Raw genomic sequence first — 21,444 nt, forward strand, 5'->3', positions numbered from 1 at the left:
ATCTTATCAGAAAAACATTAAAACCTATACATTTGTGCCCTTAAAAATAAACTTATGAGGCGCATTATTTCACATACATACTTTTTGGCTATTATTGCATGTTTACTTTGGTCAACTGCTTTTGCCGGAATAAAAATAGGACTGGAATATACAACTCCGCTTCAATTTGCAGGTATACGTTTTTTTCTGGCCGGGGTGTTTATTCTACCTTTAACCAAAAAATTATCATTAGTTTGGGATGCCATAAAAAAGTACCCACTTAAAATACTTCGAATTTCTGTTTTTCAAACTATTATACTTTATAGTCTGTTCTATTGGGGAGTAAGTAAAGTCCCCGGTGCTATAGCGGCAATTATTATAGGCTCACAACCATTATTTGCAGCCTTGGTTGCTCATTTTATGCAAAAAAATGACAGTTTAAGTTTTAAAAAATTAATAACAATATCCATGGGGATATTAGGTATTGTATTAATTGCCTATCATAAAGCATGGGGTTCAACCGGAAACATTGATCAGTTCTGGGGTATCATCATTTTGATATTTGCCAATATATCCAGTGGAATAGGAAATGTATTTGTTTCCAGACTAAAAGGTGTTGTTTCACCTGTTGTATTAAGTTCTTGGCAAATGGGGTTCGGTGGTTTTGTGATTTTTATTTTTTCTCTATTTATTGAGCCATTCAATGGATTCATACACCCTCTACCCTATTTTCTATCATTAGGTTGGTTAAGTTTTTTATCTGCTACAGCTTTTACAATCTGGTTCTTTCTTCTTCAGCGTCCGGAAGTATTGGTTTCAGACCTGAATATCTGGAAGTTCATCATACCAATATTTGGAGCCATACTAAGCTGGCTGATCATCCCGGGAGAAAAACCGGAATTAATACCCATACTAGGAATGCTCATTATTGGTACCTCATTAATATTTTATGGTTTAATCAATAGAAAAAAACAGAAATCTTAATCAGGCTTTATTTTTGAATTTATTAATGTAAAAACTAAATACTGTGCCCTCATTGTACGCTGACTTTACAATAATATCCCCACCAAATAAATCAACCAGGTTTCGTACAATACTTAATCCTAAGCCCATTCCTTCATATAGTTTTTTCTTGTCTTGAGCTTTTTGAAATGGTTCAAAAATTAATTTCTGGTCCTTTTCTTTAATTCCAATTCCGGTATCCTCAATAACAAATAATATTGGATTAAAGTCTGACTCATCTATTCCATTTAATGAAAACCCTGCTTCAATTAAGCTTTTCTTATCTGCAGATTTTACAGTAATCTTAACATGTCCCTCTGGAGTAAACTTAAAGGCATTTCTTAACAGATTGGATATAATTTGTTTTAACCTGTATCTGTCAATATAAATATCCAAATCGGAGTCTGAAAGTTGATAGGCCTGCATAAACTCTACATCCTCACTCTTTTTTTCAAACTTTAACTCATCTGTTACTTCCTGAATTAAATTTGGGATATTAGTATCCTGCCTGATTAATTCTATATTTCCCGTCTCAATTCTGGATATATCTATAATATCATTAATTAATGCCAACAGGGACTCACTACTTTGATTGATTACATTTAAAAAGTGTTTTTGCTGCTCTTCTTCAAACTCACCTGTCATTAATAAGTTAGAGAAACCAATAATTGCGTTCATTGGAGTTCTGATTTCATGAGAAAGGTTAGCTAAAAACGAAGTTTTTAACTTATCCGACTCTTCAGCTTTAAGTTTAGCCTGCTCCAAATCAGCAGTTCTTAACTCCACAATTTCTTCCAGGTAATTACGATGAATCTCTAATTCGGTTTTTTGATTATATATTTTATTTCTCGACTCCTCTAATTCCTGGTTTAATGCAGTTAATGCTTCAGTTTTTTCATTTACACGTTCAATAAGTAATGCCTTCTGACTCTTTTGCCATAAAGCCCTAACCCTTATTAGCGTTAAAATGATAGCTACGATCAATAAAACTAAAAATATCTGAAACAAGGTGGTATCAATCAACCTTGACTTAACATTAATAATTAATGTAGCCTCGGATTTACTTTCGACACCATCATTATTTATTCCCTTTACACGCAATACAAAGCTGCCTTTTTTCAGGTTTGAATAATTGAGTGTTTGAAAAGCATATCCATCCCTCCAGTCATCATCATAACCTTCAAGTTTCCATTTTAGTCTGTTATCATTACACTGGGAATAATTAATAACTGAAGCATACATGGTTAATTCAGAATCTCCATGAACAGTAATTGCGGAATCAACATCGTACCTTACATCTTCCAGAATTTCTGATCCATAAATAGTATTGTTATTATTTTCGGAATAAGAACTAATATGAATTTCAGGAACATAGGTGTTTTTATAAATTTTATCCGGATCAAACTCTATAAATCCATTTATTCCACCAAATAAAATATTGCCATCTTTAGTTTTGTAATAAGATCCATCATTAAACTCTGAACAATAAGTACCATCTCTTTTTGTATATAATTTTCTTGATCTGTCTTTCTGGTTTACTCTTAAAATCCCCTGGTTTGTGCTAATCCAAAAGTATCCATTATCATCACTTACAATACCATATACATAACTTTCCAATACATCCTCAGCCATATCAAATGACACTTTATTTGAAGCTTCATCAAACAATAGCATTCCACTTCCAAAGGTAGCAATCCAGACATTATCCATTGAGTCTACAGCTAAATCCAATATAATACATGGTTTATAAGTATCGGCCTGCAAGGCATTTATATCAATGTTTTTATAAGTTTCCTTATCTATATTAAACTTAATAAGTTCGCCACCTCTGCTACCAATCCATATGTTTTTATTATCGTTTGAAAATTGAAGTGATGTATACCTGTAACTGTTCACCTTTTCTGGTTCAGCTATTGGAAATACTTTATACGCTTCGGTATTTAAATCAAATTTAATAAGCCCCACTCGTGAAATCAACCATAAAATATGATCACCTTCAATATTGGCATAATCTGTAATAAAATTGATATCCTTGCATAAGTATCCATTACATTTAAAATCAATAAAATCATATGTATCCTTTATGATATCATGTTTTATTAAACCCGTAGTAGAAAGTATCCATAAATTAGATGAAGTATCTTCAAAAATTTTTAATATGTACTTTTTCCCAACAGCATCTACTTTAGAAAACTTCTCATTTTCTTTAGCTTTATAAAAAAAGCCTTCAAGACTATTAAACCAATAATTATCATGAGAATCTTTTGCTAATGCAAAAACCGAATTCACCTCATTATCAGTCAGTTTCTCAATGTCAAACTGCAAAAATTTTGATTTGTGATAATCATATTTTGCTAATCCATCTCTTGTTGCAATCCATAAAACAGAATTATCCTGACAAATCTTTAAATCTTTAATTATATCATTGGGAATTGAATTTTCGCCCTGGTGCTTATCATAATACACAGTACTATTATTGCTTTTATTGTAATAAATCAACCCATGATTTATTGTTCCCAACCAATATCCCTTATCGTCCTTTTGAAAACAAGAAAACCTTATCTCATGACCTGATTGGAATAATCGTTCCAACTTATTTTCTTTCCAATTAAATGAAAACAAAGCATTTCCTGAGATAAACTCCACTGTATTATGATCTAATTCTATGATATCAATAACGACTTTATCATCCCCGGAGGATTTATCTAAAAAACTACTTCCTTGAAAATAAAATGTATGAAGTAATTCACCTTGTAGATCAAATTGTAATAGACCTACAGAAGTACACATCCATATATATTCATCCCCTTTATTAATATTATATATTCTTTGGGGGAAATTATTTTCGTCTTTATAAACGTCTCCTAATCTTATAAAGGTATTTTGATCAGGATAAAAGTAATATGCCCCCTGAGATTGAGTTCCGACTATAAATTTTGTTGAATCTATCTGATATATAGTATTTACTGATACATATCCTTTTACATTTGAGGTATCAGTTTTGATGTAAAAATTAATGCTATCTTTTTTTGTTATATCAAATCGATTGATCCCACCTATTGAAGTACCTACCCAAATAACATTTTTATTTATGTCTTCAGCTATACAATTTATAGTATTGTCAGTTAATGAACTCAAGAAGGTATTATTTTTGCTGAAACTATCAAAAAAGACACCCTCCGTACGCACTAATCCATCAGAAGCGCCAACCCAGATGAATCCTTTACTATCCTCCATGATAGTATTGATACCTGAATGATAAAGTCCTTCGTAACGTCCATACGTTTCGAACCCACCATATAAGGATTGACTTTTTGCAAAAAAGAAATTTAACCCTAATACAAGTATAAAGATCAAATATTTAAACACACTCTTGGATCCCTCCATTATTCCTCAAATCTAATCTATAAATCTAGTTTTCCTTCATACCAATACATCAACTATATTCCTAAAACCTGAATAGCAACTCCCGACATAAAAACCATTATTCCTGCTATAAAATGGGTATACAGACCTAATTTCTTAGTCGGAATAAATTGAATTCCATAGCTTGAAACCAACACAACGCCCAACATGGTAACTATAGTTGTGATTCCAAACACAAGAGTAACCTGAAGCACTCCACTTAAACTATATTGTGCAGCAGGATACATTAATAACGGTATTAATACTTCACATGGACCAAGTACAAAAATAATAAACAGCACCCAAGGTGTTATACGCTTTGAATCTGTAGATTCATGTACATGAGAATGTGAATTTATATGGTTATGTGTATGATGATGTAATGTACCATCTGAATGAAAATGAGTATGCGAGTGCGACTTATTTTTTAAGGCTTTGCGTAATCCCCAAATTGCATAAACTAAACCAAATGCAATTAAAGCCCATGCTGCTATGCTTCCCCGGACTGACTCAACAAATTCCAATTTATCAAGACCTATGCCCATGAAAACACCAACAACACCAAGAACCAGTGATCCAATGATATGACCTATTCCGCAGACTAACGTCAAAAGTAATACCTTAGACAGATTCCATTTACGCGCCTTACCTATTAAAATAAATGGCAAATAATGGTCAGGGCCCAAAACCGTATGTATAAAACCGGCTCCGGCTGCAGTCATCATAAGTACTTGAACTTCGCTTGTCATCTGTAACTCCTAACACATTAACATTTATCACTAATAACACCTTGTAATCAGCTCTTTAATCTGTGTAAAACCTTATGATCTTTAGATATCAATTTCTACTATGGTTATTCCACTACCTCCATGTTGTATATGTTCATCTCTAAAACTTTTAACATGAGGCATTGTATTTAGCATTTCTCTCAGCATTTGCCTTAAAATACCATTTCCTTTACCATGTAATATTTTTACAGTTTCAACCTCACACATAACTGCGTCATCAATATGAGTTGTTACATTATGAATGGCTTCATCTGTTCTTTGACCTCTTACATCAATATCCGGTTTGAACACAAGTTTCTTTGTACGCACTTTTTCAGCTAAAGTTGCACCTAAACTAAGTTGATTTAAACTTCTTAAAGCTTGCTTTACTTGTTTATTACTAACCTTCTCTAATCTAGATACTTTAACGTTTGTCATCAAATGCCCAAATGCCACTAAGGCATTCTTGCCATTTACTTCCATTACCTCTCCGGGTAATGCTTGTCCCTCTAATCTTACTTTATCACCTTTTCTTATAATACCATCGTCCTTAACAACTTTAGGCTGAGATACAGTTTTTGATTTTTCAACACCTGACTTTTGTTCACTTTCAACAAATTCCTCTTCCTGAATTAAAGACTTCTCGCCCTTCTTCTTCTGGCGATTTTTAATTCGTTCAATCTCTTTTTCTATTTTTTTCTTCTGCTTATCGTCCTGTTTTTCCAGACGATCTTTGAATTTATTTAAAGATTCCCTGGCTTGTTTTGTTCGTTCCTTTTCTGCCTGATTTTCTTTAATCTCCCGAATAGTACGCTCAATCTTCTTATTGGCAGAAGCCATCAGCTCTTCAGCTTCTTTTCTGGCCTCCTCAATTATCTTGTTTCGTTCCTTTTTACTATTCTCCAGTTGCTCCAGATATTTCTCATAAACATCTTCCAACTGTTTATCTTTCCTTCTGATATTATCTCTCTTCTTCTCCCAGTACCTTTTATCACGGGCAATTTCTCTAAGGTGCTTATCAAAATTGATATGTTCCTCTCCAATTTGCTTTTTAGCCTCATCCAGTAAATCTTCTGGTAAACCAATTTTGCGTGCTATTTCAAAAGCAAAAGAACTACCTGGCTGACCGATAATCAGTTTAAACAAGGGTTTAATTTGATGCGTATCAAACTGCATGGCACCATTTTCAATACCATCCACACCTGATGCATAGTGTTTTAAGTTGGTATAGTGCGTTGTAATTACACCATTTAAACCTTGTTTATTAAACTCTTTTAAAACAGATTCAGCAATTGCACCTCCGAGTGCAGGCTCTGTACCTGTACCAAATTCATCAATCAATATTAATGTTTCAGGAGTTCCATTTTTAAGGAAATACTTCATATTCAAAAGGTGAGAACTATAAGTACTCAAATCATTTTCAATGGATTGCTGATCACCAATATCGATAAAAATATGTCGGTAAACGCCCATTGTACTTCGCGAATCCATTGGAACTAACATACCGCACTGAAACATATATTGCAATAAACCAACAGTTTGTAAACAAACAGATTTACCCCCGGCATTTGGTCCTGAAATTAGAACGATACGTTGTTCTTTATTTAACTGAATATCCAAAGGAACCACCTCCTTTCCTTCTGCTGAATTTTGCAAATAAAGCAAAGGATGTGTTGCTTCTTCCCAATTCACCTCAGGATGGTTAACCATCTTAGGTAAACAGGCGTTAATTTTCAGTGCAAATTTTGCTTTTGCCCTGATAAAATCCATAATTCCCAAAAACTCATAGGAAAAAATCAAATCATCAATATATGGTCTGATACTATCTGAAAATGCCAATAAAATTCTATTTACCTCTCTTCTCTCAGCATATTGTAACTCTCTGATTTCATTGTTGATCTCAACAATTTCTGTAGGTTCAATAAAAGAGGTTTTTCCTGTTGATGACTCATCATGGATAATACCGTTTAACTTTCGTTTATTTCCTGCTGGTACAGGTATTACCGCCCGGCCATCTCTAATGGCCACATTAGCATCTGCATCAACCAATCCTTCTTTACGTGCATTACTCAATATTGAAGCCATTCTGCGCGATACGCTCGATTGCTTTTTTACAATCTCATTGCGGATTCTGGCAAGTTCAGGTGATGCATTATCTTTAATCTTACCAAATTTATTTAAGATGCCATCTATACGTTCAAAAATATATGGATAAACCATCACCTTTGAAGCAATATCTCTTAAATATGGATAAGTATTTGACTCTTCTTTATTTTTAAAAAACCGAACAATATCTTTTACAGAGGTCAACGAACGTCGTAAATCAAACATTTCTCGTTCTTCTAAAAATAAACCTTCAACCCTTATGCGTTGTAGCGGACCTCTGACATCAATATAATAACTGGTTGGGAATGATGTTTCCTCAACACATATCTTCTTAAATTCATTGGTTTGATTCACCCAGCGTGTTATCACATCATGTAAAGTAACAAAGCGCATCTCATCAACACGCTCCTTCCCTAATGAACTCAAACACTGCTCTTTCACCAACTCTCTGATCTTTGTAAATCGGATCTTATCTTCAAAAAACTCTGGATATATCAATGTATTATCTTTTTACAAATTCTATATTTAATCTAATAACTATATGTCAACTGTACCGTATTATTAGTATACTAACAACAAAAACGCCGACAAAATGTGCACAAAATTAGTAAAATAATATCGCTTGTAATAAAGATTAACATATATCCGAAAATATCTTTTACTCAAATTATCAAAGTTTTACTTTACTTGTAAAATATTAATTACGTAACTTAAGAGCATAATACTTATTAAATGTTTACTCCAGAACCCCAAAAAATATTGATAGTTGATGATTCCCCGACAAACGTCCTTATTCTGATGGATTGTTTATCTGAATACAATTGCATCTCTGCTAATTCAGGAGAGGAAGCGCTCAGGATTGCTCAAGGAGAAGACAAGCCGGATTTAGTTTTGCTTGATATTATTATGGAAGGGATGGATGGTTATGATGTTTGTTCCATGCTAAAAACAAATTCCGAAACCAGTAGTATTCCTGTTATCTTTATTACCGGAGAAACTGATCCGCAAAGTTTAGTAAAGGGTTTTGGCGTTGGTGGTGTTGACTTTATTACAAAACCATTTAACGTTGATGAATTAAAAGTAAGAGTATCAACGCAATTGAAATATAAAAAATCGCTGGAGGATAATGCCCGATATTTAAAGTCTATTGAAGATATATATGATACGATTACAGATAGTATGTATTATGCCCAGCGAATTCAAAATGCCACGCTTCCTCACAAAACTTACCTTGATAATTTAATGGAGGATTATTTTGTGATTTACAAACCCAGAGATATTGTTAGCGGCGATTTTTATCTGGTAAATGAAGTGAATGATCAATTGTTATTAGTTGCTGCTGATTGCACTGGCCATGGCGTTCCCGGAGCGCTTATGAGCATGATGAGCATGGCTTTTATTAAAGAAATTATTGCTGTTGAAAAAGTTAATTCACCTGCACAAATATTAAATAAACTAAGAAAGACAATTATCTCAACATTCTATAGTCCGGGAACTGATGAAATATCAGATGGGTTGGATGCATCTTTGGTACTTATTGATAAAAAAAGCAATACAATGAAATTTGCAGGAGCCAACTTGCCCATATATCTTATAAGAAAACAAGAGTTGATTGAAATTAAAGGCAACAGAATGCCTGTTGGCTCTTATCCCCGACAAACACCATTTACCTGCCATGTAATTAATCTGCAACACAATGATTGCATTTACCTTTTTTCTGATGGGTTTGCTGATCAGTTTGGAGGAGCTCAAAACAGAAAAATGATGAATAGTCAGTTTAAGGAGGCTTTATTAAAATATCATAAGCAAAAAATGACGGATCAAAAAACCAACCTGCAACAGTTCTTTGACCAATGGAAAGGATACAACGAGCAGGTTGATGACATTTTACTTATGGGTTACAGATACCTTAATTCAGATAAATAAAGCTTTAAATGAAGTTTTTATTAAAGCTTTATGGTGTTAAGGTTTAAACCTTCTGTCTGAATTCCTCTGGTATATTTAACTGCAGGAAATCCAAAAACCATTACGTCTCCTACTTCATGATCAACAGGAATACCTAATCGTTCACGTAGTTCCAGGTCAATATCATTAATTACCCACTTTAACATTCCGTTCCACAAGGTGCCAACCCCATGTGTATTTGCCAATAACTCAAAATAGCTTAAGGCAATAACACAATCCTCTACAGGTGTTACCGATTTTTTGGGCGAAGATGTAATTAAAACATGAGGCGCATCTCTTAAAATAACATCAATCTTTTTACTAACCCATAAACGTTTTAAATCATTTAACATAGGCAGAAACGGATGTTTATGATTGTTTTCAAAGGCAGTATGGATTGAATCATATACCGCATCCCTGAATTTCTTTAAATCTGCTTTATTATCTATTACAGAAAACAAAACCTGGTTATTATTATGTCCTGTTGGTGCATTAGCTGCTCCTTGTAACAAGTCACTTATCAACTCCTTGCTAAGTTCTTCATTTTTAAACTTTCGAATAGAACGTCGTGTCTTAAACAAATTCAACATGGACGATGAAGAAGGCATACCTTCTTTAACTGAGGCACTCTGGTCGGGATTTTTTCCTAGAATAGACAATGCCCCTGTTGGACAAATCGCCATACAATGCTGACACTTTAAGCAGTTACCTTCTTTTCCTGCTTTAATTTCAGGAATTCCATTTTTTCCGTCAATGATTAATACCGGACAGTCCTGAGCACATAATCCACATTGTGTACACTTACTTTCATCTATTCTAAAATCCAACATATCACAAAATTCTTTTTCGTAAAAACAGGCGCAATGATACTAATTTATTATTGATTGACTTTAAAACTGGTTTATATTACATAACATACTATCAAACGATCAACCTGAAGATATGACTAAACCTTTTAATTATTAGATATACATTACAGAGAAAAATATAGAAAACTTAAAAGAAAAATAACCTGTGATGATCAAAGCTTTCATTTAAGTTCTGATGACATCAGAACTACTTTTATCATTACAATTAATAGTACAATAAAAAGAACCTGGTGTAACTCGTAGTTGAATCATGGTGAAAACAGCTGAGCTTAAAGCTCACTATTCATTCACTATTGGTTCACTATTCATTCACTTCTGACTCACTTATATGTGAATGAAAACTGAATCAATAGTGTCGATTTTATATATGAGTAATGTTATATAACCTGTTACCTTATAAAGGTGATATCGTGCTTTTATGGATCAGACATACTGAAAACATACCACTAACACATCAACATCTGATTAAGTAAGCGTGATAAAAACCTCCAGATTAAAGAATTAATAAAAGCTCCAGGGGTTCAACAAATCCACTATTTAAACATTCCTTAACAATAATAGTTTCAAATATTTAAGGCTTCTTCAGTAATAATGTCTATTTTTGCGCTCCTTTTAAATGATAGAAAAAAACATTTAATTAAATGATTACAGTTTCGAATTTAAGAATTCAATTTGGGAAAAGAACCCTATTTCAAGACGTAAATTTAAAGTTTACACAAGGTAACTGCTATGGTATTATTGGTGCCAACGGAGCAGGAAAGTCAACTTTTTTAAGAATTTTAAGTGGAGATCTTGATTCTACAGGAGGTTCAGTTACTTTCGGACCAGCAGAACGACTTTCTGTGCTTAAGCAGGATCACCACGAGTTTGATGAATTTACAGTTTTGGATACTGTAATGATGGGACATACCCTGTTATGGGATGTGATGAACGAAAAGAATGAGTTGTATGCTAAACCTGATTTTTCTGATGAAGACGGTGTTCGCGTTTCTGAATTAGAAGAAAAATTTGCTGAAATGGATGGCTGGAATGCAGAAAGTGATGCAGCCAACTTATTAAGTGGATTGGGTATTAAAGAGGATTTACATTACGTTCAAATGGGAACGCTTAGTGGTAAGCAAAAAGTAAAAATCCTTTTGGCAAGAGCTTTATTTGGAAAGCCTGACAACTTGTTATTAGATGAGCCTACCAACGACCTGGATTTAGATTCAGTAAGCTGGTTAGAAAACTACTTATCTAATTTTGAAAACACAGTTTTGGTTGTATCTCACGACCGTCACTTCCTGGATTCTATTTGTACACATACTGTTGACATTGATTTTGGTAAGGTTCAGTTATTTTCAGGTAACTACAGTTTCTGGTATGAATCAAGTCAGTTAGCACTTCGTCAGCAGCAACAACAAAACAAAAAAGCAGAAGAGAAAAAGAAAGAACTTCAGGAGTTTATTGCTCGTTTTAGCGCTAACGTTGCTAAAAGTAAGCAAACTACCAGTCGTAAAAAAATGCTTGAAAAACTTAATGTGGAAGAAATTCAACCTTCAACACGTAAGTATCCTGCAATTATTTTTACTCCTGATAGAGATCCGGGTAACACCATTCTTGAGGTTAGGGATTTAAGCGCCAGTATTGAAGGTGAAACACTGTTTAAAGATGTTTCTTTCAATGTTGAAAAAGACGATAAAATCGTTTTCCTTTCAAAAGATCCTCGTGCCATGACTGCTTTCTTTGAAATCATCAATGGACTTAAACAGCCTGATACCGGAGAATACAGATGGGGACAAACCATTACAACAGCTTATCTTCCGGTAGAAAACTCAACTTTCTTTGATAAAGATATGAGTATCTTCGATTGGCTTTGTCAGTTCTCTGACGATACAACAGAAGTATTTATCAGAGGTTATTTAGGTAAGATGCTTTTCTCAGGAGAAGAAATATACAAAAACTGTAAAGTTCTTTCCGGAGGAGAAAAAATGCGTTGTATGATAGCTCGTATGATGCTTAGAAATGCAAATACCATGATTCTGGATACTCCTACAAACCACTTGGATTTGGAATCTATTCAGGCATTCAATGAAAGATTAACTCAGTTTAAAGGTAATGTTCTTTTCTCAAGTCATGACCACGAATTTATTCAAACAGTAAGTAATCGTATTATCGAATTAACTCCTAGCGGAATTATTGATAAGCAAACTGAATACGATGATTATATTACAGATGAAGAGTTAATGAAGAGAAGAGATAGCATGTATAAGTAATACTTGCTCTAAAAATAAAATCAAATGCCAATCTATTTATTTAGGTTGGCATTTTTTATTTCTGGTTGAAAACTGCATAAATTTATATTTCAAAAAATAAACGATCCTGATATCAACACTTGATTAATTACTTATTTTTGCACCACTAATAATTTAACCTACACATAAGTGAACATTCAATTGCAACTTATAAATAAGATTATTTATACAAGTAATTTCTGCCATAGAACAGAATGTTCTCTACTTTCACTTTTCTTTTTAGTGATTTTTTCAGAACTGTAGTTTTTTAAGGTTTACTCAACTCACATCATTAGGAAGATATCTGAATCAGGTATCTCTCAACAAATCTTAAAAATAACATTCACAGTGTAACATGGGATTATTGTATTCTTTAAATACATTCAATACCCGAATTATGCCTATATCATATTCTGAAAATGACACCATATATTTTATATTTAAACGACGTTGTAAATAAAAACCATAAGCTGATTGAAAATTTTAAAGCTCCAGTAAACTGGATTAACAATGGTACTGTTTATTCACTTGAAGCTGAACGAAAAGAACTATTTGATTACCTTGAAAATTCAATAAACCATTCATATAAAAACAGTAAACCCTGGCATAAAAGCCTATCAAAAGGCTGTCAGTTATGTGCTGAAGGTTCATGGTCGTGTTTGTTTATTAATAATATATGTAATGCCACTTGTGTATTTTGCCCAACACAGCAGGATAATGATGAAACCCCGGCAACACAAGGATGTAGTTTTAATACCCCTGAGGAATTTGCTGACTATATCAACTATTTTAATTTTAAAGGAGTGAGTATTAGTGGTGGAGAACCTTTAAAAACATTTGAAAAAACAGTAGCCTATATTAAGGCTGTACGCAAACAATGCAACAAAGATATTTATGTTTGGTTATATACTAACGGCATATTAGGTACTCCTGAAATTTTTAAAACACTAAATGAAATAGGAGTTGATGAAGTAAGATTTAATTTAGGTGCCAGCAATTACAATATAAACCTGATAAAAAATGCCAGACCATACATTAAAAATATTACAGTTGAAATACCTGCAATACCGGAGGACTATAAAAAACTAACTCAACTTCTACCTCAGTTAATTGAGGAAGGAGTGACTAATTTAAATCTTCACCAATTGCGATTAACTCCATATAACATAGCTAAATTAGCTTCAAAACCATATACCTATACCCATGGCACACCTCCTACTGTTGTAGAATCGGAATTAACTGCCTTAAAGATTTTAAAATATGTATCAGAAAATCAATTGGCTATTGGAGTAAATTATTGTAACTATCATTATAAAAACAACTACCAAAAAGCAGGTTTCAGAAAGCATATATCATCTAAGTTTATTAAAGATGAATCTGAATTAACTGAATTGGGCTTCTTAAGAAAGATAACTACAGGTGGAGAAAACAATTCAATTGACCTAAATACATTGAAACTTGATCCGGAAACACATGGTAAAATAAATGTTTCCTATTCTTATTATTCATTGAGTGATACCAATGATCTAAAAAGTGAGACGGAAACATTCAATATCAACTCAAAAGCATATTATCTGAAGTCTAAAAATACAGTGAGCAACTTAGAAACAACAAGCAGATCTTTTCTTGAAAATATGAACAATAAAACCTGCAGAGATATAGCAGACACAGCTCTTTTTAAGATTTTCCAGAAAGAGATTATTGAGGATGAATTTCCGGAGTATTATTAACCTATATATTTAAAGAGGCTGTCTTAAAATGAGATGGCCTCTTTTTTTATTTGCCAAAAGATTTATTTTCTAACTCAATAACCTCTAAATCTTTTATTTCACCTTTATCCAAAACAAATCTAATGGCAGTTCGAACGGCATGAAAACCAGATAGGCCTGCTGCTCCCGGGTTTATATGTAATAAATTTAACTGATCATCGTAAATCACTTTAAGAATATGCGAATGTCCATCAATAAACAACTTTGGTGGATTCCTGAACAATTCATTTTTTACTCTCCGATCATATTTACCCGGATAACCACCTATGTGTGTAATCCAAACATCAACACCTTCGCAAACAAATCGTTCATGCTCATTTAAACACCTTCTAATAACCGCATCATCTATATTACCATACACTGCACGAGTTGGTTTAAAATCCTTCAACGCGTCCAGTACCTTTATATCTCCAATATCACCTGCATGCCATATTTCATCACATGCAGCAAATAATTCTTTAAACTTTGGATCAAAAAAAGAGTGTGTGTCCGATAAAAGACCAATTCGTTTCATTTCGCTATTTTTTATTGCCCGAAAATAGCTTAAATGTGAATATAGTTCAAAGTAAAAAGTAAAAAGTTGAATTAACGTCTTCTAAAAAACATCTCTTGCAGTAATGTGCACTCACAATTGATATAAACACTAGCGAATTCTTCATACCTTTGTTATTAGTACTAAAAATAGCATATTACAATGAAAAAATTAATATTAGTCCGACATTCAAAAACAGAACAATTATACGATTACAGTAAAAGTGATTTTGAGCGAAAACTTTTACCCCGTGGACAAAAAGATGCTGAGCTTATTGCCAATCAACTAAAAGCCAAAAACATTATTCCTGATTTATTTATCACCAGCAAAGCCAAAAGAGCAAAACAAACTGCCAAAGTTTTTGCTGAGCAATTAGGATATGACTCGAATAATATAGTAAAAGAGCAGTTTTTATATGATGGCTATACAACCGGTGAAATGCTTTCGTACATTGAAAAAATCGGTTCTCAACACGATTGCATCATTATTTTTGGGCACAATCCGGATATTGCAAGCTTTACCACCAGATTAGTGAGCGATGATTTATGGCACTTCCCCACCAGCTGCACTACTGTAATCAATTTTAATATTGACAACTGGAAAGATATTGAAGTTGGAGCCGGTAAAATGGAATTATACTTATACCCAAAGATGTTTAAATAAGAAAGCCTTATTTAATACTAAAAAAAGGTAAATACGGATTCTCAACTTGATCAAACTAACAATACTAAAAATCAGCTCGTATTGTTAGTTTATTAATCTCCTTTATCCCTGTTTCTTTCTTCCTTATCCGTCTTAGTCTATCACACCTGACCCTATCAATTCATCCTCTACATACCAGGAAGCAAACTGACCAGAAGTAATTCCCCTTTGAGGTTCATCAAACACCACGTACATGCCGTCTTTTCTTCTATGAATAACCCCTTGTTGTAATGGCTGACGATAACGAATTCGTATTTGAAGTCGACGTGATTCCCCAACCTGCATTTCTAAATCAGGACGAACCCAATGCAATTCATCTGCATTTACTTTCAATACCTGACGGTATAATCCAGGATGTTGTTTTCCCATACCCACATAAATCTGATTAAATGGAATATTGGTTCCAATGATAAACAATGGCTCCGGAAAACCTCCTATATTTAATCCTTTTCGCTGACCAATAGTATAGAAATGTGCTCCACCATGCTCTCCTACCCTTTTGCCATATTTAGGGTGAAATACATATGGCTGACAAAGTTCTTCTAAAACTTCATCTGTTGGATTTTCCTTGGCCTGATTCCAATTCCTGCTAAACAACTCACAATCTTTATCAATGATAAAAACTTTACCTTTTTTTGATTCGAGCTTCTGCTGTAGAAAAACAGGCAAGTCAACTTTACCCACAAAACAAATTCCCTGTGAATCTTTTTTATGAGCCGTTACTAAATTTAACTCATTAGCTATTCTGCGAACCTCCGGCTTCACTATATCTCCAATTGGGAATAAAGCTTTAGCCAACTGCTCCTGCGATAACTGACACAAAAAATAACTTTGATCTTTGTTACCATCACTACCTGCTAATAAACGATGATACTCTTTACCATCTTTAACAATGGTATCTTTTCTGCAGTAATGGCCTGTTGCAACATAATCAGCTCCCAGTTCAAATGCTTTATCCATAAAAACATCAAACTTAATTTCTCTGTTGCAAAGAACATCGGGATTAGGGGTTCTGCCTTTCTCATATTCGCTGAACATATAATCCACCACTCTGGCTCTGTATTGCTCACTTAAATCAACATAATGAAAAGGTATATCCAGTTTTTTTGCCACTGCCATAGCATCAAATTTATCCTCTAACCATGGACAGTCAGCCTCTAAAACACCTGTTGTATCATGCCAGTTTTTCATAAACAAGCCAATCACTTCATAGCCTTGTTCTTTTAAAACATAGGCTGCCACACTTGAATCAACTCCTCCTGATAATCCGATAACAACTTTCTTCTTTTGCATTCTGTTTTCTAAATAATTATAAGCAATAAAAATAGCGCACAAAGATACATTATTTTATGCATATAACACACCCCTAGATAAATACCTAAAAAACATACTATTATAAAATATTTTCATTCATCATAAATAAAAATCTATTTCATTAATAACATTATATCATCTTTTATCGTATAGTCATCATTAAATCAATTCTCAAAAACACCATCTAATAAATTAAAAATGAAAATATTTATCATCGCATTGTTTGCAACACTTATTCCTCTGAAGGCTATTTCTCAAAAAACATGGACTTCTAAAGATTCCGCAGCTGTTGCCAAACTAAACAAAACCATTACTCTGGCTGAAGCAAAAGTTGAAAAAGCACAGATTAAAGTAGACTATGCTGACTCCTTAATTCAAATTGGCACTTCCCAGTTAGAAGAAGGTAAAACACTACAAAAACAACTTAAGGCAGAAACAAAAACCTTAAGCAAACAATATGCAACAGATCGTAAGCAGTTTTTAAAAATTTCAAAGTCAAAAGACAAAGATGAAGCTACTGAAGCCAAAGCCGAACTTAAAAAGATTGATACTCAATACAAGATTGACTCCAAAGAGCTTTTAAACAAAACAAAAGCTAATGATAAACTACTTAGTACCGCAGATAAAAACCTTACTAAGGGGAAAAGTTATATTAAGGATTACGAAAGAACTTTAAAAGAAGCTCAAGCCAGTTTGGAATATTCTAAAGAAGAATTAGAATGGACGCTTGAAGATTTAAATGCAGTGGATGAGCCTAAAGACTCTAAAAAGAAGAAAAAGTAATAGACAATAAATAACTCGATAAAAAAAGCCAGCTTGTGCATCAATTACAAGCTGGCTTTTTTATTTTTAAATCTTTGAAATCAGAATAGTGCTATATTTTTATTAAAACAGCTTTAGCATCATCATTTTTTACAACTGATTCAATAAATTCTACAAAATCGTTATACTTTTCTTTAGTATAATGACCTTTCTTTAGTATAAACTCTCTTTCGTATATAATACTCTGTCCATCAACAGTTGCAGTACCATGATATTCACCAAATTCGGATAAAATATTTACCGGATCAGGAAGTGCCTCCATTTTATATCCTTCAGGAATTAAATATTTTACAGAATCATTTTCACTATAAGGTCTGGATATCATCACTGGAGAAACCCGATTACGCGAATAAGGTGGCGCACTGGTCATTTTATTCATGGTATTTAATGGAATAAATACTCTGTCTCCCATTTTACTTCCAAAACTTGGTAAAGCAATAGCTACCTCCTTCTCTAGCCATGGCTCACGTTCTTTAAACGGAGTAATTTTATAACTCTCCAATTCAAAATGAGGCAGGTCAATAGACTTTATTACTCTTTTTCTACGATCCGTTTCATCCAAAACAGTTAAGCCTAACATTTCGGCAAAATGAACCCCTTTATAAACAGACTTTGATTGAACCTTTGTTACATCATTAAAACTTATATCTACAGTTGTTTTGGTAAATACATTATCATCTTTAACTGAATAAGTTGGTGTTTTTATTAATTCACCTCCATTTTCTTTAATCATCAAAGCATATCTATCATCTGTAGAGCTCCCCAGGTAACCACATGGATAATAAGAATTTGTACACTCAAGCCAAACTGTATCATTGGGTAAATGAACACATGATACAATATGGTTAAAATAATTACTAACAAAATCTTTATTCGTAAATCGTTGATCACCGGCATAAATTAGTGTATAATAAGCTTCATATCCTAACCTATTTAACAGCGAAACCACATAATTAGAAAGCGCTTTACAATCACCATAAGATAAACGATCTACTGTTTCAGCAGAAAATGGCTGATATCCACCAATACCTTCCTGAATACTAACATATCTGTTTTTATCCTGAGAGTATTTATAAACCGTAGCTATCTTTTCATAGTCGCTCATTCCCTCAGTAAATAGGCTACGCACTTTATTTACGGTTTCTTCCGGAACATCATCTTTACCTTTGTTTAACTGCTTAATATATAAGCCAAAATTCTCCCAAGAATCAAACTTTCCTTCAAACCCATCCATTACAAAGGTGTTTGGAGCCACAATAACTGAAGGAACATATTCCTCCAGAAATGAACTTAACACCTCATTTTGAATGGCTTTATAATTACTTATAGTCCACGACCTGTGTAATTTTCCATCAATAACCTCCTCCTTTGCTTTTTCTGTAAGATTATTTTCTTTATAGTGATAAGAAAAATCTTCCGGAGCAATAATCTTATAATTCAATTGCTGTACTGAAGTATTAAAATCCTGTAAAGCAAACCAACCTTGTAAATAATAAGCTGAATTACATTTTCTTTGAAAAGTGTATTCAACAGTATAAGGATAAACAGCATATTTAGGATCTATTACCTTAACACGATCATCCTCGTACAATGAAAAACCTGACACAGAAGCATAATCTTTAATCTCATCCTGAGGTATAGACTTAACTTTATTACCTTCTGCATCATATACTGTTGCTGAAATACCTGATATAGACATAAACTTACTATATCCTTCCTGAAACAAAGCTTTGTCCTTTCCACTTTCCTTCAATACTGTAATGACATATTTTTCGTCATAAATCATTTTTGAAGGAGCAAATACTTCTACTGTAGTACTTTTTTCTCTGACAACAGCATCTGCATCTGCAGTTAATTCCTTAGGAATTTCGGATACAGGATACTTTGGTTCTTTTTTTGCCCAAATATTTATAGCGCAAAAAAATAAAACGATATAAATTTTATAACGAAGCTGCATCTGCATTCTTTTTAATAACTACTGGTTCGGCTTGTTTTTCAATCATTAACGCAAAAAGTTGTTTTAACAAAGCGTACTCTTCCGGTAAGAAAACGGTTTTATCAATGGTAAATTTATAGGTAACTGAAAGTCGGTTACCCATAACAGAATAAGCCACGAGTACAGCTCCGGCCTTTTCTGGCAAAACTATTCTGGCTGGTTTTGGAATCGTTTCAAAAACATAACCATCAGGAATTGTTAAGTTAGACAAAACTGTTTTTTCAGTTTTATAAGCAAAATCTACAGGATACTTACGCTCTTCTAATTTAAACGGATTATTTTCCTCTCTCTCAAATAAAAATGGATTGATCATAATCATATCCCCCACTTTTTGAGCCACATTACTTACTTTAACCTGATACGTTTCACGAACTTCTTTGTAAATAGAATCTACATTAGTTAAAGCAAATGATTTAATTCTTAATCCAGGATGCTCTGTTTCCATTGCTTCCAAAAACTCATTTTCACTGGCGTAGTTTTTGTACTTTTTACGGAAATCGTAGGCTGAATAGTCAAACTTAGCACATTGCATTGATCCTTCTGCTTCTAAATTCTCATTTAATTCCAGATTAAAAATTAACGTGGACTTGTCTTTTTTATCTGTTCGTAAATCTATCCATTTACCACTTTCATTGTTAATTAAGCGACCATTTTTATTCAAACATCTCAATGGTACCATATCCACAGGCATCAATTCCTCAGTAGCATCCAATAGGTATTCTTTATCTCCGATTTTGGCACGAACCAACATATAATTCAATTTCTCCAAACTTGGATAGAACTGATGAAGCATACCATTTTCCCGAGTACTAATAGCTAACGGTAAAGCAGGAATTTCAAGCTTTTGTAATAATTGATAAAGCATCATATTTATATCTGCAGAATTTCCTTTTTTATCTTTAAATACTCCACCTAAATGATCTTCAGTAGAAAACAATGATTCCACTTCATTCCACTTAATTTGCTTTATAGCTTCATATGCAGCAACCATTTTATCATATGGATCAGAATATTTATCTTCTATTTCCTTTTTAAGCGTATTTAAAGCACCCACGCCATTAGTTAATGCGCCTCCAAAATGAGTACTTGATCTTAATCTTTTATTTACAGCTTCCCACGATGTTGTAAATCCTCTATAAAAACCAGGGAAACTAACACTCAAAATATCAAATTCGAATTTTGCTATATAATTCTCTCTTGAATCCATATAAGGTTCTTGCTTAAACGCAGGAACACTATCCATGAAAAAAGTATTTGGTCCATCACTTTGTATTCCAATAAAACCACGGGCTCTTTTCCTGTATTCAATTTCGTTGGTTGGATCTAAATCCAGTTGACAATACTTAACAGGAATTTCTCTTTGAAATGCAAATTCCGAAGGTAATAGCTGTTGTGAAGTTTCAATATCATAAATACTACCTACTTTAATATTAGGCAGGGCTACTTTCATCCTGTAATAATCATCGGTAATTTTTAATTTAAAGATGGATTCGCTTTTTAATCGTTCTTCAACAATTTCGCCATTTTCCAGGTTAAAAACTTTTCCACGAACCTGCATATCTTCTTTCCCAGGAAAAGAAAACTCAGAAAGTGAAACACCTGCTTTTTTTAGAATTTTAACTCGGGTAACTGTAGTAAAGGAATAAGTATTTCCATTGAAGTAACCATATTTACAAAGAACAACTGCTGTAGCACTGGTATCTGGCTCATATACAGTCATCTTTAAATCTTCAATATCAACTTTACCAAATTTAATTGGAGCTTTGGCTGAGGCTTGGTGTATGATTGCCAATATGCAAATAGCAATCAGAGTTAGAGCTTTAGTCATTACGTAATGTACTTTTTAGGGTTAATAATCTTCAACAAAAGTCAGAGCTGTCCTAAACGTTTTCTAAATTAGTTAGTCATAATTTAAAAATCACGCATTGGGACAGATTTTTATCTTTTTTGAAAATCAATCCCCC

General features: G+C 33.2%; 14 protein-coding genes. 6 read left to right on the forward strand and 8 right to left on the reverse strand.

Going from position 1 to position 21,444, the window contains the following annotated elements:
- Positions 1–54 precede the first annotated feature (54 nt).
- Entirely contained in the window at positions 55–963 is a 909-nt protein-coding gene (locus tag OM075_RS06220) for a DMT family transporter (protein WP_301189623.1), read from the forward strand.
- Here OM075_RS06220 and OM075_RS06225 read toward each other — a convergent pair whose 3' ends face one another.
- The 3 genes from OM075_RS06225 to OM075_RS06235 form a co-directional block, all read right to left on the reverse strand.
- Positions 964–4,368 carry a sensor histidine kinase gene (locus tag OM075_RS06225; RefSeq protein WP_301189624.1) on the reverse strand — a complete coding sequence of 1,135 codons (3,405 nt, stop codon included), beginning with the start codon at positions 4,366–4,368 and terminating at the stop codon, positions 964–966.
- 53 nt (positions 4,369–4,421) lie between these two features.
- The gene (locus OM075_RS06230) at positions 4,422–5,135 is read right to left on the reverse strand and encodes an urease accessory protein UreH domain-containing protein (RefSeq protein ID WP_301189625.1); all 714 of its coding nucleotides are present in this window, start codon (positions 5,133–5,135) and stop codon (positions 4,422–4,424) included.
- Positions 5,136–5,216: 81 nt separating this feature from the next.
- Positions 5,217–7,757, reverse strand: coding sequence for an endonuclease MutS2 (locus OM075_RS06235; protein WP_301189626.1), 2,541 nt, complete (start codon positions 7,755–7,757; stop codon positions 5,217–5,219).
- Positions 7,758–7,991: 234 nt separating this feature from the next.
- Between OM075_RS06235 and OM075_RS06240 the strand changes: the two genes are divergently transcribed.
- Complete coding sequence (locus tag OM075_RS06240; RefSeq protein WP_301189627.1) at positions 7,992–9,185, forward strand: response regulator; 1,194 nt, start codon at positions 7,992–7,994, stop codon at positions 9,183–9,185.
- Between the two features lie 20 nt (positions 9,186–9,205).
- On the opposite strand, the gene OM075_RS06245 is transcribed toward OM075_RS06240, so the two are convergent.
- Positions 9,206–10,033, reverse strand: coding sequence for a nitroreductase family protein (locus OM075_RS06245; protein ID WP_301189628.1), 828 nt, complete (start codon positions 10,031–10,033; stop codon positions 9,206–9,208).
- Positions 10,034–10,713: 680 nt separating this feature from the next.
- Here OM075_RS06245 and OM075_RS06250 point away from each other — a divergent pair.
- Positions 10,714–12,327, forward strand: a complete 1,614-nt coding sequence (locus tag OM075_RS06250; RefSeq protein ID WP_301189629.1) for an ABC-F family ATP-binding cassette domain-containing protein — start codon at positions 10,714–10,716, stop codon at positions 12,325–12,327.
- Positions 12,328–12,764: 437 nt separating this feature from the next.
- Positions 12,765–14,075 carry a radical SAM protein gene (locus OM075_RS06255; RefSeq protein WP_301189630.1) on the forward strand — a complete coding sequence of 437 codons (1,311 nt, stop codon included), beginning with the start codon at positions 12,765–12,767 and terminating at the stop codon, positions 14,073–14,075.
- A gap of 46 nt (positions 14,076–14,121) precedes the next feature.
- On the opposite strand, the gene OM075_RS06260 is transcribed toward OM075_RS06255, so the two are convergent.
- The gene (locus OM075_RS06260; RefSeq protein ID WP_301189631.1) at positions 14,122–14,628 is read right to left on the reverse strand and encodes a metallophosphoesterase family protein; all 507 of its coding nucleotides are present in this window, start codon (positions 14,626–14,628) and stop codon (positions 14,122–14,124) included.
- A gap of 180 nt (positions 14,629–14,808) precedes the next feature.
- On the opposite strand from OM075_RS06260, the gene OM075_RS06265 reads away from it, so the two are divergent.
- Positions 14,809–15,309 (forward strand): SixA phosphatase family protein, encoded by a 501-nt coding sequence (locus OM075_RS06265; RefSeq protein ID WP_301189632.1) that lies wholly within the window; start codon positions 14,809–14,811, stop codon positions 15,307–15,309.
- Between the two features lie 132 nt (positions 15,310–15,441).
- On the opposite strand, the gene mnmA is transcribed toward OM075_RS06265, so the two are convergent.
- Positions 15,442–16,641, reverse strand: coding sequence for a tRNA 2-thiouridine(34) synthase MnmA (gene mnmA / locus OM075_RS06270; protein ID WP_363321540.1), 1,200 nt, complete (start codon positions 16,639–16,641; stop codon positions 15,442–15,444).
- Between the two features lie 219 nt (positions 16,642–16,860).
- Between mnmA and OM075_RS06275 the strand changes: the two genes are divergently transcribed.
- Complete coding sequence (locus tag OM075_RS06275; protein WP_301189634.1) at positions 16,861–17,445, forward strand: HlyD family secretion protein; 585 nt, start codon at positions 16,861–16,863, stop codon at positions 17,443–17,445.
- Positions 17,446–17,536: 91 nt separating this feature from the next.
- Here the strand turns inward: OM075_RS06275 and OM075_RS06280 are convergent, their stop codons facing one another.
- Both OM075_RS06280 and OM075_RS06285 read right to left on the reverse strand, forming a co-directional pair.
- A complete protein-coding gene (locus OM075_RS06280; protein WP_301189635.1) occupies positions 17,537–19,441 on the reverse strand; it encodes a DUF3857 domain-containing transglutaminase family protein in 1,905 nt (634 codons plus the stop codon).
- The gene (locus OM075_RS06285) at positions 19,425–21,308 is read right to left on the reverse strand and encodes a DUF3858 domain-containing protein (protein WP_301189636.1); all 1,884 of its coding nucleotides are present in this window, start codon (positions 21,306–21,308) and stop codon (positions 19,425–19,427) included. Before OM075_RS06285 ends, OM075_RS06280 begins: the two co-directional genes overlap by 17 nt.
- Positions 21,309–21,444 lie beyond the last annotated feature (136 nt).

Origin of the sequence: Plebeiibacterium sediminum, from assembly GCF_026013605.1 — a bacterium.
Classification (GTDB): Bacteria; Bacteroidota; Bacteroidia; order Bacteroidales; family Marinilabiliaceae; genus Saccharicrinis; species Saccharicrinis sediminus.